Genomic DNA, 15,200 nt, shown 5'->3' with positions numbered 1-15,200 from the left:
ATGACCATGACGGACTTGCTTTTTCGAGACATCGACATCGTCGACGGCACCGGCGCACCGCGCACCCGCGGCGATGTCCTGATCCGCGACGGCCGCATCGCCGAGACCGGCCCGCCCGGATCGATCGGTATCGAGGCGAGAGTGCTTCCGGTGGCACCGGGTTCGGTGCTCACACCCGGATTCGTCGACATGCACGCGCATTCCGACCTCGCCCTGCTCACCGACCCCGGCCATCTGCCGAAGATCACCCAGGGCGTGACCACCGAGGTGATCGGCCAGGACGGCCTGTCCTACGCGCCGATCGACGACGCCGCACTCGCGGTGGTGCGCAAGCAGATCGCGGGCTGGAACGGCAACCCGGCCGGCTTCGACTTCTCCTGGCGCACCGTGGCGCAGTACCTGGACCGGCTCGACGAGGGCATCACGCCCAATGCCGCCTACCTGGTCCCGCAGGGCACTCTGCGCCTGCTCGTCGTCGGGAGCGAACAGCGCGCGGCGACCAGCGCCGAGATCGACCGGATGTGCGCGGTGCTGGCGCAGAGTCTCGACGAGGGCGCGGTCGGCATGTCGAGCGGGCTCACCTACACGCCCGGAATGTACGCCGACACCGGCGAATTGGCCGCGCTGTGCGCGGTGGTCGCCTCCTACGGCGGCTTCTACGCCCCGCACACCCGCTCCTACGGTGCCGGTGCGCTCGAGGCCTACGCGGAGATGGTCGGCCTGGCCGAATCCACCGGCTGCGCACTGCATCTCACCCACGCCACCATGAATTTCGGCGTGAACCGCGGCCGCGCACCGGAATTCCTCGCCTTGCTCGCGCGTGCCCGTGCCGAGGGCTGCGACATCACCCTTGACACCTATCCCTATCTGCCCGGTTCCACGACGCTGTCGGCGCTGCTGCCGAGCTGGGCCATGTCCGGTGGTCCCGATGCCGCGCTGGCCCGGCTCGACGACCCGGCCGAGCGCGCCCGGATCACCGCCGATGTCGATGTCAACGGCTCCGACGGCTGCCACGGCGTCACCGTCGAATGGGAGACCATCCAGATCAGCGGCGTCGGCGACGACACCCTGTCCGAGTACGTGGGCCGCACGGTCGCCGAGATCGCCGCCGACCGGGGCGAACCGCCCGCCGAGGTCTTCTTCGACCTCCTGCGCCGCGACCAGCTGGCCACCACCATCCTGCAGCACGTCGGTCACGAGGAGAACGTGCGCGCGATCATGGTCGACCCCGGTCACATGGGCGGCAGCGACGGCCTGCTCGTCGGCGCCCGCCCACATCCGCGCGCCTGGGGCACGTTCCCGCGCTATCTGTCCCGTTACGTCCGGGAGCTGGGCGTACTCGGCCTCGAGGAATGCGTGCACCACCTCACCGGCCGACCGGCCGCCCGATTGCGGCTGGCCGACCGCGGACTCGTCCGCACCGGCCATGCCGCCGATCTGGTCGTGTTCGACCCGGCGACGATCCACGACACCGCCACCTTCGAAGACCCGAAACAGCAGGCGCGCGGCATCCAGTATGTGCTGGTCAACGGCGAATTCGCCGTGGCGGACGGCGCCGCGACCGGTGTGCGCGCCGGCCGTGCACTGCGAATGGACCCCACGCGACAGGAGACCCGATGAACCCGCTGCTCAGCTCGTCCTCGCGCGCCGTGGCGGTGATCCGCGCCGACCGCGCGCTCACCGTGGTCCGCGCACCCGAGATCCCCGACCCGGCGGCCCTGGCCGAAGCGCTCGCGGGCGCCGGTATCCGCGCGGTCGAACTGACCTTCACCACCCCCGGTGTGCTCGACGCGATCGGCAAGGCGAGCGGGGTCCCCGAGGCGGTGATCGGCGTCGGCACGGTGACCACCCGCGAGCAGGCCGAGGCGGCGATCGCTGTCGGTGCCCAGTTCCTGGTGACACCCGCGCTGCGCCCCGAGGTCGCCGAAGTGGCTGTCGCGCATTCGATTCCGGTGATCATGGGCGCCTTCACGCCTTCCGAGGTGCTCGCGGCCGCCGAAATGGGCGCGGCGGCGGTGAAGATCTTCCCGGCCCGCGCGCTCGGCCCGGCCTATCTGAAGGATCTGCTCGGCCCGTTCCCGCACCTGTTCCTCATCCCCTCCGGCGGCGTCAATGCCCACAATGCCCGCGAGTTCCTCACCGCGGGCGCCATCGCCGTCACCGCGGGCACCGACGTGGTCGCCCCGGCCGACGTCGTGGGCGCGCGCTGGTCCCACATCGGCTCCCAGGCCGCTCGCTTCGTCCATTCGCTTGATTGAGAGGTATCCCCATGGGCGCCACTGTCGACTGGTTGCGCACCTCCACCCCCGGGTTGCTGGTGCTGTGCGGTCTCGCGATCGCCGTGCTACTCATCGCCATCATCAAGGTCAAACTGGAGCCGTTCGTCGCGCTGCTGCTGACCGGCCTGGTGCTGGCACTGGCGGCCGGGCTACCGGTCGCCGAGATCGTCGGTACACCGCTGAAAGCCGGTGAGTCACTACTGGAAACCGGCTTCGGCGGCATCCTCGGCCACATCGCGGTGATCATCGGGCTCGGCACCGTACTCGGCGCCATCCTCGAACGCTCCGGCGGCGCCGACGTGCTCACCGACAAGCTGCTGCGGGTGTTCGGCGAGAAGGGCGCGCCGGTCGCGATGGGCCTGCTCGGGCTCATCTTCGGCATCCCGGTGTTCTTCGACATCGGCATCTTCGTCCTCGCGCCGCTGATCTACGTCGCGGCCAAGCGGGGCGGGCGCTCCCTGGTGCTCTACGCCATGCCGATGCTGGCCGGACTGTCGATGACGCACGCGTTCCTGCCGCCGCACCCCGGTCCGGTCGCCCTCGGTGGTCTGCTCGGGGTGAGCCTCGGGTGGCTGATCATCATGGGATTCGTCTGCGGCATCCCGGGATTCATCGCCGCGGGCATCGTGTGGGGCAGCTATATCGGCAAGCGGGTGCATGTCGACGTGCCGAAGGAGTTCGTGCCGCTGGAGCCGAACGGCACCAACGGCACGACCGAGGTCGACGGTTCCGGCGGCACGACGGTGCTCACGAAGACGCCGCCCTCGGTGGCCCTGATCGGTGCGATCATCGCGATCCCGCTGGTCCTGATCCTCGGCGCCACCTTCGGTTACCAACTGCTGGACGAGGATTCGGCTGTCCTGCAGGTGCTCACCTTCTTCGGCACGCCCGCGGTCGCCCTGCTCATCACGGTGCTGGTCGCGTTCTACGTGCTCGGGATCCGGCGCGGCTCGACCGTGCAGGAACTGAGCACCATCACCGCCGAATCGCTCAAGCCGGTCGGCATGGTGCTCCTGGTGGTCGGCGCGGGCGCGTTCTTCGGCAAGGTCATCTCGGCCACCGGCATCGGTACGGCGCTGGCCGACACCATGTCCGCGGCCGGGCTCCCGGTGATCGTGCTCGCCTACCTGATCAGCTGCGGCCTGCGCATCGCGCAGGGCTCGGCCACGGTCGCCATCGTCACCACCGGCGGCATCGTCGCGCCGCTGGTCGCCGATCAGGGTTACTCCCAGATGGCGATCGCCCTGATCGCCATGGCCATCGCCGCGGGCTCGATCATCCTCAGCCACGTCAACGACGGCGGTTTCTGGATCATCGCCAAGTACTTCAACATGACGGTGAAGCAGACCCTGCAGACCTGGACCGTTCTCGAAACCATCCTGTCGGTGGTGAGTTTCGCGGTGGCGGCGTTGCTGTTCTCGATCTTCGTCTAGCGCCGAACGTGCCGAGCCGGGCCATCCCTCGCGGATTGCCCGGTTCGGTGCTGTTCGGACCATGGCCGCCGGATACTCGGGCTACTGGGTCTGCTCGGGTTGCGAGTGTGCGGGACCGGCGCTCGGTGGCATCGATGCCGTTCGGCTAGGTGTCAGGTCAGCTGGCGGCGTGCAGGGCGTGCACCAGGCGGGCGAGGGCTGGGTGCGGGTCGGTCTCCGGCTCGAAGCCGCCGAGGCGGTGGACGACGGCGCCGTCGAGATAGTCGACCAGGATCGCGGTGTCGGCGGGCGTGATGCCGGTCTGTGCGGCCATGTCGGTGGCCCAGGCACGGAGTCGATGGTGTGCGCGGTGCAGTGCGTCGTGCAAGGCCGGCACCGTCGGCGCCTCGCCGAACAGGGCGAGGCGGGCCCTGGTGCGGACGCGGTCGGTCGTGGTGGTGTGGATGAGGAACAGGGCGAGCCCGTCGACGAGCTGATCGACGGTGGCGGGGGCGGGTACCCGGTTCAGCGCCGCCCAGTCGAGGTGATCGCGCTGCTCGAGGCGGTCGGCGAGCCCGCACAGCAGCGCGTCGCGGGTGCGGAAGTAGTTCGAAGTGGACCCCGATGGCAGGCCCGCCGCCTCGTCCACCGCGCGATGGGTCAGGGCGCGCGGACCACGGGTGCCGAGCACCTCGATGGCGGCATCGAGGACCTGTTCGCGTTTGGTGAGCACGCGGTGATACTACGCCCGTAGTGATTGGGACTACATTCGTAGTGTCTGACACTACGAATGTAGTAGGTTTCTGGTGACCCACCGGGGTCTGGGTGGCGGCATGGACGTGCAGTCTCGGCGGACAGTCCGCGTCGACGGAACGAGCGGGTCGGTCGTGACCCGCCTGCTCGAGCTGGGCGGCGGGAAGTGCCAGAGGCGGTTCGCGTCGAGGAATAGGGGCGCGTCCGTGTGCCGGGCCGAGTCCGGCGTCAGGGTCGTGGCGCAGGAACATGTTGCCGCAGCAGCGGATTCGAGTCGAGGGAGTGTCGATGTCCACAGCAATCGTCGTCGGAGGCGGGATCGGCGGAATGGCTGCGGCGGTGGCGCTGCGGGCGCGGGACTGGTCGGTGCGGGTGTACGAGCGGGCGCCCGAGATCGCCGAGGTGGGGTCGGGAATCGGCCTGTGGCCCAATGCCTTGCGGGCACTCGATGCACTGGGCGTCGGTTCCGCGGTGCGCGGCAGCGCGATCGAGGAACAGTCGGCCGGGATCCGCGACGCTCGGGGACGGTGGCTGTCGCGCACCGACGCGGCCACGATGCGCGAGCGCTTCGGCGCCCCCGTGGTGATCCACCGCGCCGCACTCCTCGACATCCTGCGCGCCGCGGTGCCCGACAGTGTCGTACACACCGGTGCCACAGTGGAATCCGTGGATCACGACGGCACGGTGACCCATTCCGCGGGCACCACGACTGCCGATCTGGTCGTCGGCGCCGACGGTATCCACAGCGTGGTCCGGCGCGCCGTCTGCGGGGAGGTCGCCCCGCGCTACGCCGGATACACCGTGTGGCGAGCGGTCGTCGAGATCGCCGAGCCGCTGGCCGAATACGGCGAGACCTGGGGTCGCGGAGCGCGTTTCGGCATGGTCCCGCTCACCGACGGCCGCATCTACTGCTTCGCCGTCTACAACGCGCCCGAACACGCCCCCGGCACCCTCGCCGAGGTCCGCGCCCGCTTCGCCGACTGGCACGCCCCGATCCCCACCCTACTCGCCGCCGCCGACGCGAACACCTTGCTGCACAACGACATCTACGACCTCCCCGCCCTGCCCACCTACACGGCGGGCCGGATCGCCCTCCTCGGCGACGCCGCCCACGCCATGACCCCCAACCTCGGCCAGGGCGCCTGCCAAGCACTCGAAGACGCGGTAGTCCTCGCCCGCCTGGCGAACGCCCCCGACGGCCTGACCCGCTACGACCACGAACGCCGCCCCCGCACCCAGATGATCGCCCACCGCTCCGCCCAGATCGGCACCATCGGCCAACTCTCCGCCCGGTCTCTGGTCGCCCTGCGCGACACGGCATTGCGACTCGCGCCGTCCTCAGCACCCATCCGATCCCTAGCACCAATTCTCGACTGGACTTGCTGAGCCCGTCGTCGCTGAATCTCGCCGGTGCGCGGTGCGTGCCGGGGTGGGCACTGCGCGTCGTCGCGCTATTCGTCTGCTGAGACCACCGATCCACACCGCCACAACGGTTCCCGATCACCGTCCACTTCTCGGCCCGGCAGGCCCGCCCACCCGGCGTACGAGGCAGCTCCAGATCGGCGCGATTCGGACAGTTGATCACCAGGCGCTCAGGTGAGTATCGGCCGAGAGGACGCCGCCATCAGAGCCTGGTGATCAACGGTCCAGTTCGGGACGCCGGGCTTGGTCGCGGTCGTCGATCTCGCCCGCGCCGACGGTCGCGGGGTGTGGGCGCACTGGTCGCGGGGCGTGTGGTGGTCGGGCGGGTGGCGTGGTGCCGGTCGGAGGTGCGTGCGGACCGGTCGCGAGGGCGCGTCGCGGTGGTCGGGCGAGGCGGCGTGGTGATCGTCGGGGGGCGTGGGTGGCGCTAGAGCGGGTGCGTCGTGACGGGAGCAGTGGGGCGGTGCGTGGTGGTCAGGAGGGTGTGTGGGGGAGGGGGAGGATGCCTAGGTCGGCGTCGATGCCACCGTCGACGACGAGGGTGGTGCCGGTGATATAGCCGGCGGCGGGGGAGGTCAGGAACCAGATCGCTTCGGCTTGTTCGCGGGGTTCCGCGAAGCGGCCGAGGGGGATGCGGCGTTCGAGTGCGGCGAGGAACTCGGGGTCGCGGTGCACGTTGGCCGTGATCGCGGTGCGGGTCAGGCCGGGCGCCAGGGCGTTGATCCGAATCCCCTGCGCGGCGTAGTCGAGTGCGAAGGCGCGCACGAGATTGATCAGTGCCCCCTTGGACGCGTTGTAGGCCCAGTTCCCCGTATCGCCGCGCAGCCCCGCCACCGATGCGGTGAACACCACCGACCCGCGACTGGCCCCCAACGCGGGCAACGCCGCCCGCAACCCGTGGATCGGGCCGCGCACATTCACCCCGAGAATGCGGTCGGCCCGCTCCACCGCGCCCTCCGCACTCAACGGCGGCGTCCCACCGATCCCCGCATTGAGCACCAGCGCATCGACCCGCCCGAACCGCTCGAGCGCCACCGCTACCGCCGCTTCGTTCACCGCCGCCGTCGACACGTCCCCGATCACCGGCACCACCTCCGCACCGAGATCGGCCAACCCCCGCGCGTCGATGTCGACCGCCACCACCCGATGCCCCCGCTCGGCGAACAACAACGCGGTAGCCCGCCCGATCCCCGACCCCGCTCCGGTCACGATCACCACCGGCTGTTCCCCGACTGCTTCTCCAGACATACCGAGCACCTCAACACGACCAGGACCGCCCCGACACCCTCCGCCTCACCGTGCGCCGAAATACCCGCTGCGTCACACGATCCCGTCGACCGCGCCGCGGCGACCGACCACGGGTCGCCGCGGTTCGGCACGACCAACCGGACCGGAGTCGGGCCGACTCGAATACCTGGCCGCTGTGCGGCTTGCGCCCTCGGCGCGACCAGCGGCGGACCGGAGTCGAACTCGCGGCGCACGCACCACGAGACCACCGGCCCGACCTCCTCGTCAGTCCTGGTCATGCCGACGGTGGCGGTCATCTCGCCCGAAAGCGCGGAGCGGCCGAAGACCACCACTTCGATGCGTGGTCCACGACCGTCGGGCGCCGGATCAGGAGTGGTAGCGCGCGTACATCGCCGCGGCGGCCGCAGCCATCCGCGCGCGGAGTTCGGGCGGGTCGATGACCTCGATGTGGTCGCCGAGGCTCAGCAGGGCGTGGGTGAGGACGTCGTAGGACTCCGAGGGCACGGTGACCTCCACCCGGCCGGTCGCATCGGGTGAACCGGCGGAGTCGAACACTTCGGCGACGGCCGCCGGGTCGATGCTCAGGCGAAGCAGGGGCAGGTGCTCGGGGGAGATCAGGCAGCGGGCGCGGACCCGCAGCATGGAGCGGGCGAACTCGTCGGAGGCCGCGGACCAGTGGGCGGCGAGGTCGAAATCGGCGGGGCGGGTGAAGGATTCGCCGGTCGGCTCGGCGGTCTCGACGCGGCCCGCGCGGTAGGAGCGGATGTCGGTGCCCTCGCGGGCGACGAGGTACCAGGTCCCCGCCTTCATGACCAGGCCGAACGGGTCGAGCACCCGGTCGACGGCGCGGTCCCGGCGCCGATACCGGACGGCGAGACAGCGGTCGTGCCAGACCGCGTCGGCCAGCGTGGCCAGGGCGGGGGTGTCGTCGGGGCGGCGGAACCAGCCGGGCATGTCGATGTGCACGCGCTCGGCGATCCGGGTGGCGCGGCCGCGCAGCTCCGGCGGCAGCGCGGCGAGCATCTTCAACTGCGCGGTGGCCAGCACGGTGCCGAGGCCGAGGTCGGCGGCCGCGCCGGGCAGCCCGGCCAGCAGTACGGCGTCGGCCTCCTCGGTGGTCAGGCCGGTGAGCCGGGTCCGGTAACCGTCGACCAGGCGCACCCCGCCACCGCGCCCCGGCTCGCTGTAGACCGGCACCCCCGCCGCCGAGAGCGCCTCCACATCGCGATACACCGTGCGTACCGACACCTCCAGCTCCCGCGCCAGCACGGTCGCGGTCGTCCCGCCGTTGGCTTGCAGCAGGAGCAGCAGCTGCACCAGCCTGCTCGCTCGCATGATCTCGAGACTAGCCGCGAAACCTGACACAGGATGACAAGGTTGGGTCGTACCGTCGAGGAATGACCACTTGGAGCCAGTTCACCGAGGAAGCCCCGAGCATCTCCGCGCTGTTCCTGCGCAGGCACCAGGCCACCGGCAACCTGTGCATGCTCGGCACCGTGCGCGCCGACGGTTCCCCGCGCATCAGCCCGATCGAGCCGACGATCTTCGAGGACATGCTGGTCCTGGCCGGCATGCCGAACACCAGGAAGTTCGACGACCTCGCCCGCGACCCGCGCTTCTGCCTGCACACCGCCACCGTCGACACCATGGTCACCGACGGCGACGCCAAACTCTTCGGCACCGTCACCGACGAGCACGACGAAGCCGTCCACGCCCGCTTCGCCCAGAAACTCTTCGACGACAAGGGCTTCGACATCCGCGGCATGAAATTCGACCACTTCTACATCGCCGACCTGACCGGCGCCTCCACCGTCGAGGCCACCGAAGACCACCTCGACATCACCATCTGGAAACCCGGCCACCCCGAAACCGTCATCCAGAAGACCTGAAGCTGGACAGTCGATCACCACGCTCTGGTGGCGGCATTTCCCGAGAGCCGCCCGCCACCGCAGCGTGGTGATCATGTGTCCAGCGAGGGAGTCCACCCTGGACCGGTGATCACCAGGCTCTGGTGGCGGGCGCCTCTCGTCCGATACTCACCTGAGAGGCTGGTGATCGATCATCCAGCGCGAGGTGGGGCCCGGCGTGACGGCGGGGCGCATGCTGGAGGAGGTGCATTCTGGCTGGTGGGGCCGTATGGGGCGGACCTGTCTATGAATGAGCTTGCATAGTCGTGCATAATCATCACATGGTTGATTCGGCTGTGGAGACTTCGGGACCCGTCTTGCGGGTGGCCGTCGCCGGTGCGAGTGGATACGCCGGTGGTGAGGTGTTGCGTCTGCTGCTCGCCCACCCCGAATACCGAACCGGGCGCCTCGAGATCGGGGCGCTGACCGCCGGATCCAACGCGGGCACCGCGCTGGGCGCGCTCCAGCCGCATCTGCTGCCCCTGGCCGACCGGATCCTCGAAGCGACCACCCCCGAGACCCTGGCCGGGCACGACATCGTGTTCCTCGGCCTGCCGCACGGCCAGTCCGCCGCCATCGCCCAGGCGCTGCCCGAGTCGACGGTCATCATCGACTGCGGCGCCGACTTCCGGCTCACCGACCCGGCCGTCTGGGAGAAGTACTACGGCAGCGCCCACGCGGGCAGCTGGCCCTACGGTCTGCCCGAGCTACCCGGCGCGCGCGACCGGCTCACCGGTGCCCGGCGCATCGCGGTGCCCGGCTGCTACCCGACCGTGTCCAGCCTGGCGCTGGCCCCGGCGATCGCGGCGGGCATCATCGAGCCGAACGTGCACGTGGTCGCCGTGAGCGGCACCTCGGGCGCGGGCCGCAAGCTCGACGTTGCCCTGCTCGGCTCCGAGGTGATGGGCAGCGTGCGGGCCTACGGCATCGCGGGCGCGCACCGGCACACCCCCGAGATCGCGCAGAACCTGACCGCGGCGGGCGGGGTCGACGTCTCGGTGTCGTTCACCCCTGTACTGGCCCCCATGCCGCGCGGCATCCTGGCCACCTGCACCGCCCCGGTGAAGGTCGACCTCGCCGAGGCGCGCGCCGTCTACGAGAAGGCCTACGCCGACGAGCCTTTCGTGCATCTGCTCCCCGAAGGCGTACTGCCGCAGACCGGTTCGGTCCTCGGCTCCAACGCCGTCACCCTCCAGGTCGCCGTCGACACCGACGCGGGCCTGCTCGTGGTGATCGGCGCGATCGACAACTTGACCAAGGGCACCGCGGGCGCCGCGGTGCAATCGATGAATCTGGCCGTCGGATTCGACGAGACCGCAGGACTTTCCACCGTAGGAGTGGCACCGTGACGACCCCTGATCCGCAGACGCCGGACCATGGCAAACTGATCCACACCCAGGGCGTCACCGCGCCCTTGGGCTTCCGCGCGGCGGGCATCGCGGCGGGCATCAAGGCCAGCGGCAAGCCCGACCTGGCCCTGGTCCTCAACGAGGGCCCCGAATACGCCGCCGCGGGCGTGTTCACCAGCAATCAGGTCAAGGCCGCACCGGTGCTGTGGTCACAGCAGGTGCTGAAATCCGGCCATGTGCGCGCGGTGATCCTGAACTCCGGCGGCGCCAACGCCTGCACCGGCCCCGGCGGTTTCCAGGACACCCACAAGACGGCCGAGGAACTCGCTGCCGCACTGAGCAATTGGGGCACCGAGACCGGCGCGGGCGAGGTCGCGGTGTGCTCCACCGGCCTGATCGGTGACCGGCTGCCGATGGACAAGCTGATCCCCGCGATCACCGAGATCGTGCACGAGATGGGTGGCGGCATGTCGGGGGGCTCCGACGCCGCCCACGCCATCATGACCACCGACACCGTGCCCAAGGAATCGGCCTTCCACCACGAGGACAAGTGGAACGTCGGCGGCATGGCCAAGGGTGCGGGCATGCTCGCCCCCTCGCTGGCCACCATGCTCGTCGTGCTCACCACCGACGCGGTGGCCACCCCCGAGCAGCTCGACGAGGCGCTGCGCAAGGCCACGAAGTACACCTTCGACCGGCTCGATGTCGACGGCTCCTGCTCCACCAACGACACCGTCCTGCTGCTGGCCAACGGCGCCAGCGGCGTCGCCCCGTCGCAGGAGGATCTCGACGCCGCCGTCTTCACCGTCTGCGACGACCTCGCCGCCCAGCTCATGGCCGACGCCGAGGGTGTCACCAAGCGGGTGCGGGTCACCGTCACCGGCGCGACCACCGAGGACGAGGCACTCACCGCCGCCCGCGCGGTGGCTCGCGACAGCCTGGTCAAGACCGCGCTGTTCGGCTCCGACCCGAACTGGGGCCGCGTCCTGGCGGCGGTCGGCATCGCCCCGATCACCCTGGACCCGAACCGGATCGCGGTGTCGTTCAACGGCAATCCGGTCTGCGTCGACAGTGTCGGCGCGCCCGGCGCGCGCGAAGTGGACCTGTCCGGCGAGGACATCGACGTGCTGATCGAGCTCAATGTCGGCGAGGGCACCGCGATGGTGCGCACCACCGACCTCTCGTACGCCTACGTCGAAGAGAACTCGGCGTACAGCTCATGAGCAGCAGTGTGGTGCACAGCCTTTCGGCCCTGGACAAGGCGCACGTCCTGGCCGACGCGCTGCCGTGGCTGCAGAAGTTCCGCGACAAGGTCGTCGTCGTGAAGTACGGCGGCAACGCCATGATCGACGACGAGCTCAAGGCCGCCTTCGCCGCCGACATGGCCTTCTTGCGCACCGTCGGCGTGCACCCGGTGGTCGTGCACGGCGGTGGCCCGCAGATCAACGCCATGCTGAAGCGGCTCGGCATGGCGGGCGAGTTCCGCGGCGGCTTCCGCGTCACCACCCCCGAGGTGATGGACGTGGTCCGGATGGTGCTGTTCGGCCAGGTCGGGCGCGAACTCGTCGGCCTGATCAACGCCCACGGCCCCTACGCGGTCGGCATCTCCGGCGAGGACGCGCACCTGTTCACCGCGACCCGGCGCACCGTCGCGGTCGAGGGTGTGGCCACCGACATCGGCCTGGTCGGCGACGTCACCGAGGTCAACCCCGGTGCCGTGCTCGACCTGATCGACGCGGGCCGCATCCCGGTGGTCTCCACCATCGCCCCCGACGCCGACGGCATCGTGCACAACATCAATGCCGACACCGCCGCGGCCGCTCTCGCCGAGGGCATCGGCGCGGAGAAACTCGTCGTCCTCACCGATGTCGAGGGCCTCTACACCGACTGGCCGGACCGCTCCTCGCTGACCAGCGAGATCGACGCCGACGCCCTGGCGGAGTTGCTGCCACGCCTGGATGCGGGCATGGTGCCCAAGATGGAAGCCTGCCTGCGCGCGGTGCGGGGCGGGGTGCCCAGCGCCCATGTGATCGACGGGCGCGTCCCGCACTCGGTCCTGCTGGAACTGTTCACCGGAGAAGGAATCGGAACCATGGTGACCCCCGCGGGGTCGCCGGATGGAACGCAATCATGAGCGAAGTAGCGAAACTGCAGCAGCGGTGGTCGGCCGCGATGATGGACAACTACGGCACCCCGAAGGTCGCGCTGGTGCGCGGAGCCGGTGCCGTGCTCTACGACGCCGACGGCAAGCGCTACCTCGATTTCCTCGGCGGCATCGCGGTCAACAGCCTCGGCCACGCCCACCCGGCCATCCTGGCGGCGGTCACCCAGCAGCTGGGCACCCTCGGCCACGTGTCGAACCTCTACGCCAGCGAACCGGTGATCGAGCTGGCCGAGAAGCTGCTCGCCCACTTCGGCGACGGCGAGGGCAAGGCGTTTTTCTGCAACTCCGGCACCGAGGCCAACGAGGCCGCGTTCAAGATCGCCCGGCTCACCGGCCGGTCCAAGATCGTCGCGGCCGAGGAGGCCTTCCACGGCCGCACCATGGGCGCGCTCGCGCTCACCGGTCAACCCTCGAAGCGGGAGCCGTTCGAACCGATGCCGCCCGGCGTCGTCCACGTGCCCTACGGTGACGCCGCCGCACTGGAGGCCGTCGTCGACGCCGACACCGCCGCGGTGTTCCTCGAACCGATGATGGGCGAGAGCGGCGTGGTCGTCCCGCCGTTCGACTACCTGGCCAAGGCCCGCGAGATCACCTCGCGGGCGGGCGCACTGCTCATCCTCGACGAGGTGCAGACCGGAATCGGCCGCACCGGAACGTTTTTCGCGCACCAGGCGGCGGGCATCGTCCCCGACGCGATCACCCTGGCCAAGGGCCTCGGCGGCGGCCTGCCGATCGGCGCCGTGCTGGCGCAGGGCCGCGCGGCCGAACTGCTCACCCCCGGCCTGCACGGCACCACCTTCGGCGGCAATCCCGTCTGCGCCGCCGCGGCGCTGGCGGTGCTGCGCACGATCGACGACGAGGACCTGCTCACCCATGTGGAACGGGTCGGCAAGAAGCTCAGCGACGGCATCGCCCTGCTCGAGCATCCCCAGATCGATCACGTGCGTGGCGCGGGACTGCTCATCGGTATCGTGTTGCGCGACACCATCTCCGCGCAGGTCGACGCACGGGCGCGCGAGGCCGGATACCTGCTCAATCCCGCCAAGCCCGACGTGATCCGGCTGGCGCCGCCCCTGGTCCTCACCGAGACCCAGGCCGACAATTTCCTCGCCGACCTGCCCGAGATCCTCGACAAGGCCGCCGCCGATGCCAAGGGAGCGACCAAGTGAGCCTGCGCCATTTTCTCCGCGACGACGATGTGACCCAGGCCGAACAGGCCGAAATCCTCGCCCTCGCCGCGGAATTGAAGAAGAACCCGTTCGCCCACCGGCCGCTGGACGGCCCGCGCGGGGTCGGGGTGATCTTCGAGAAGAACTCCACCCGCACCCGGTTCTCCTTCGAGCTCGGCATCGCCCAGCTCGGCGGGCACGCGGTCGTCGTCGACGGCCGTGACACCCAGCTGGGCCGGGAGGAAACCCTCGGTGACACCGGCAGCGTGCTCTCGCGCTACGTCGACGCCATCGTCTGGCGGACCTTCGAACAGTCCCGCCTCGACGAGATGTCGGCCACCGCCACGGTTCCCGTGGTGAACGCGCTGTCCAACGAGTTCCATCCCTGTCAGGTGCTCGCCGATCTGCAGACCATCGCCGAGCGCAAGGGTGCGCTGACCGGCCTGAACCTCACCTACTTCGGCGACGGCGCCAACAACATGGCGCACTCGCTGCTGCTCGGTGGCGTGACGGCCGGGATGAACGTGACCGTGGCCGCGCCCGCCGGTTTCGAGCCGCTGCCCTGGATCCTCGACGCCGCCGCCAAGCGCGCCGCGGAAACCGGGGCGACGGTGTCGGTCACCGGCGATCCGGTCGTCGGCGCGACCGGTGCCGACGTGCTCGTCACCGACACCTGGACCTCCATGGGTCAGGAGAACGACGGTCTCGACCGCGTCGGCCCGTTCCGTCCCTTCCAGCTCGACACCGAACTGCTCGCCCACGCCGATCCGGAAGCCATTGTGCTGCACTGTCTTCCGGCGCACCGTGGCGAGGAGATCACCGACGAGGTGCTCGACGGCCCGCACAGCGTGGTCTGGGACGAGGCCGAGAACAGACTGCACGCCCAGAAGGCGCTGCTGGTCTGGCTGCTCGCGAAAGCCGCCGCGTGAGACCGCGAACCGGGGCCTGCGTGGGGGTGAAGCGATGAGCGCGCCCGACAAGAGTTCGCCCGCCATCGCCCGCACCCGCGCAGGCCGCCAGTCCCGCATCGTGGAGTTGCTGTCGGCGCACTCGGTCCGCAGCCAGACCGAGCTCGCCGCGCTGCTCTCGGCCGAGGGCATCGAGACCACCCAGGCCACCCTCTCGCGTGACCTCGACGAACTCGGCGCGGTGAAATTGCGCGCCGCCGACGGTGGCGCGGGCGTCTACATCGTCCCCGAGGACGGCAGCCCCGTCCGCGGTGTCACCGGTGGCACCGGTCGCCTGTCCAAACTCCTCGGCGACCTGCTCGTCTCCACCGACGCCAGCGGCAACCTCGCCGTCCTGCGCACCCCGCCCGGTGCCGCCCACTTCCTGGCCAGTGCCCTCGACCGCGCCGCCCTGCCCTACATCGTCGGCACCATCGCCGGCGACGACACCATCGCCGTCATCGCCCGCGAACCCCTCACCGGCGCCGAACTGGCCGCCAAGATCGAAGGGCTGGCCTGAGTCCGGACCATCCGGGCGAAATGTCAACCC

The 15,200-nt window shown here is 70.2% G+C and carries 14 protein-coding genes; 11 read left to right on the top strand and 3 right to left on the bottom strand.

Annotated features, from left to right (window positions below; translation table 11 throughout):
- The first annotated feature begins 6 nt into the window (after positions 1-6).
- The 3 genes from ACFVVM_RS29965 to ACFVVM_RS29955 are packed head-to-tail and all read left to right on the top strand — an operon-like array spanning position 7 to position 3,712.
- On the top strand, positions 7-1,620 hold the full coding sequence (locus ACFVVM_RS29965; RefSeq protein WP_387625164.1) for an amidohydrolase family protein: 1,614 nt from the start codon (positions 7-9) through the stop codon (positions 1,618-1,620).
- A complete protein-coding gene (locus ACFVVM_RS29960) occupies positions 1,617-2,258 on the top strand; it encodes a bifunctional 4-hydroxy-2-oxoglutarate aldolase/2-dehydro-3-deoxy-phosphogluconate aldolase (RefSeq protein ID WP_387625162.1) in 642 nt (213 codons plus the stop codon). The genes ACFVVM_RS29965 and ACFVVM_RS29960 overlap by 4 nt, the downstream gene beginning before the upstream one ends.
- 11 nt (positions 2,259-2,269) lie before the next feature.
- Positions 2,270-3,712 (top strand): GntP family permease, encoded by a 1,443-nt coding sequence (locus tag ACFVVM_RS29955; protein WP_387625160.1) that lies wholly within the window; start codon positions 2,270-2,272, stop codon positions 3,710-3,712.
- 157 nt (positions 3,713-3,869) lie between these two features.
- Here ACFVVM_RS29955 and ACFVVM_RS29950 read toward each other — a convergent pair whose 3' ends face one another.
- Positions 3,870-4,424: a TetR/AcrR family transcriptional regulator gene (locus tag ACFVVM_RS29950; RefSeq protein ID WP_387625158.1), complete on the bottom strand. Its 555-nt coding sequence runs from the start codon at positions 4,422-4,424 to the stop codon at positions 3,870-3,872.
- A 308-nt stretch (positions 4,425-4,732) separates the two neighbouring features.
- Between ACFVVM_RS29950 and ACFVVM_RS29945 the strand changes: the two genes are divergently transcribed.
- Positions 4,733-5,830, top strand: coding sequence for an FAD-dependent monooxygenase (locus ACFVVM_RS29945; RefSeq protein WP_387625156.1), 1,098 nt, complete (start codon positions 4,733-4,735; stop codon positions 5,828-5,830).
- Positions 5,831-6,340: 510 nt separating this feature from the next.
- Here ACFVVM_RS29945 and ACFVVM_RS29940 read toward each other — a convergent pair.
- Both ACFVVM_RS29940 and ACFVVM_RS29935 read right to left on the bottom strand, forming a co-directional pair.
- Complete coding sequence (locus ACFVVM_RS29940; RefSeq protein ID WP_387625154.1) at positions 6,341-7,114, bottom strand: SDR family NAD(P)-dependent oxidoreductase; 774 nt, start codon at positions 7,112-7,114, stop codon at positions 6,341-6,343.
- Positions 7,115-7,480: 366 nt separating this feature from the next.
- A complete protein-coding gene (locus ACFVVM_RS29935; protein ID WP_387625152.1) occupies positions 7,481-8,449 on the bottom strand; it encodes a helix-turn-helix transcriptional regulator in 969 nt (322 codons plus the stop codon).
- Between the two features lie 62 nt (positions 8,450-8,511).
- Between ACFVVM_RS29935 and ACFVVM_RS29930 the strand changes: the two genes are divergently transcribed.
- The 7 genes from ACFVVM_RS29930 (at position 8,512) to ACFVVM_RS29900 (ending at position 15,170) form a co-directional block, all read left to right on the top strand.
- Positions 8,512-9,003 carry a pyridoxamine 5'-phosphate oxidase family protein gene (locus ACFVVM_RS29930; RefSeq protein WP_387625150.1) on the top strand — a complete coding sequence of 164 codons (492 nt, stop codon included), beginning with the start codon at positions 8,512-8,514 and terminating at the stop codon, positions 9,001-9,003.
- A 299-nt stretch (positions 9,004-9,302) separates the two neighbouring features.
- Positions 9,303-10,370, top strand: a complete 1,068-nt coding sequence (gene argC, locus ACFVVM_RS29925; protein ID WP_387625149.1) for an N-acetyl-gamma-glutamyl-phosphate reductase — start codon at positions 9,303-9,305, stop codon at positions 10,368-10,370.
- Entirely contained in the window at positions 10,367-11,593 is a 1,227-nt protein-coding gene (argJ, locus tag ACFVVM_RS29920; RefSeq protein WP_387625147.1) for a bifunctional glutamate N-acetyltransferase/amino-acid acetyltransferase ArgJ, read from the top strand. The genes argC and argJ overlap by 4 nt, the downstream gene beginning before the upstream one ends.
- Positions 11,590-12,504, top strand: coding sequence for an acetylglutamate kinase (gene argB / locus ACFVVM_RS29915; RefSeq protein ID WP_387625145.1), 915 nt, complete (start codon positions 11,590-11,592; stop codon positions 12,502-12,504). The genes argJ and argB overlap by 4 nt, the downstream gene beginning before the upstream one ends.
- A complete protein-coding gene (locus ACFVVM_RS29910; protein ID WP_387625143.1) occupies positions 12,501-13,703 on the top strand; it encodes an acetylornithine transaminase in 1,203 nt (400 codons plus the stop codon). Before argB ends, ACFVVM_RS29910 begins: the two co-directional genes overlap by 4 nt.
- On the top strand, positions 13,700-14,632 hold the full coding sequence (gene argF / locus ACFVVM_RS29905; RefSeq protein WP_387625141.1) for an ornithine carbamoyltransferase: 933 nt from the start codon (positions 13,700-13,702) through the stop codon (positions 14,630-14,632). The genes ACFVVM_RS29910 and argF overlap by 4 nt, the downstream gene beginning before the upstream one ends.
- Before the next feature lie 34 nt (positions 14,633-14,666).
- A complete protein-coding gene (locus ACFVVM_RS29900; RefSeq protein ID WP_387625139.1) occupies positions 14,667-15,170 on the top strand; it encodes an arginine repressor in 504 nt (167 codons plus the stop codon).
- Positions 15,171-15,200: the final 30 nt, after the last annotated feature.

Source organism: Nocardia sp. NPDC058176, assembly GCF_042883805.1.
Classification (GTDB): domain Bacteria; phylum Actinomycetota; class Actinomycetes; order Mycobacteriales; family Mycobacteriaceae; genus Nocardia.
The sequence above is the reverse complement of the archived record's forward strand: the minus strand, read 5'-3'. Positions and strand labels throughout refer to the sequence as shown.

What these genes read in the sequence shown, in the direction of transcription:
- ACFVVM_RS29930 (WP_387625150.1), top strand. Translation starts at nt 8,512, where the DNA reads ATGACCACTTGGAGCCAGTTCACCGAGGAAGCCCCGAGCATCTCCGCG.
- ACFVVM_RS29935 (WP_387625152.1), bottom strand. Translation starts at nt 8,449, where the DNA reads ATGCGAGCGAGCAGGCTGGTGCAGCTGCTGCTCCTGCTGCAAGCCAAC.
- ACFVVM_RS29900 (WP_387625139.1), top strand. Translation starts at nt 14,667, where the DNA reads ATGAGCGCGCCCGACAAGAGTTCGCCCGCCATCGCCCGCACCCGCGCA.
- argC (WP_387625149.1), top strand. Translation starts at nt 9,303, where the DNA reads ATGGTTGATTCGGCTGTGGAGACTTCGGGACCCGTCTTGCGGGTGGCC.
- ACFVVM_RS29945 (WP_387625156.1), top strand. Translation starts at nt 4,733, where the DNA reads ATGTCCACAGCAATCGTCGTCGGAGGCGGGATCGGCGGAATGGCTGCG.
- ACFVVM_RS29940 (WP_387625154.1), bottom strand. Translation starts at nt 7,114, where the DNA reads ATGTCTGGAGAAGCAGTCGGGGAACAGCCGGTGGTGATCGTGACCGGA.
- ACFVVM_RS29910 (WP_387625143.1), top strand. Translation starts at nt 12,501, where the DNA reads ATGAGCGAAGTAGCGAAACTGCAGCAGCGGTGGTCGGCCGCGATGATG.
- ACFVVM_RS29960 (WP_387625162.1), top strand. Translation starts at nt 1,617, where the DNA reads ATGAACCCGCTGCTCAGCTCGTCCTCGCGCGCCGTGGCGGTGATCCGC.
- ACFVVM_RS29965 (WP_387625164.1), top strand. Translation starts at nt 7, where the DNA reads ATGACGGACTTGCTTTTTCGAGACATCGACATCGTCGACGGCACCGGC.
- ACFVVM_RS29955 (WP_387625160.1), top strand. Translation starts at nt 2,270, where the DNA reads ATGGGCGCCACTGTCGACTGGTTGCGCACCTCCACCCCCGGGTTGCTG.
- argB (WP_387625145.1), top strand. Translation starts at nt 11,590, where the DNA reads ATGAGCAGCAGTGTGGTGCACAGCCTTTCGGCCCTGGACAAGGCGCAC.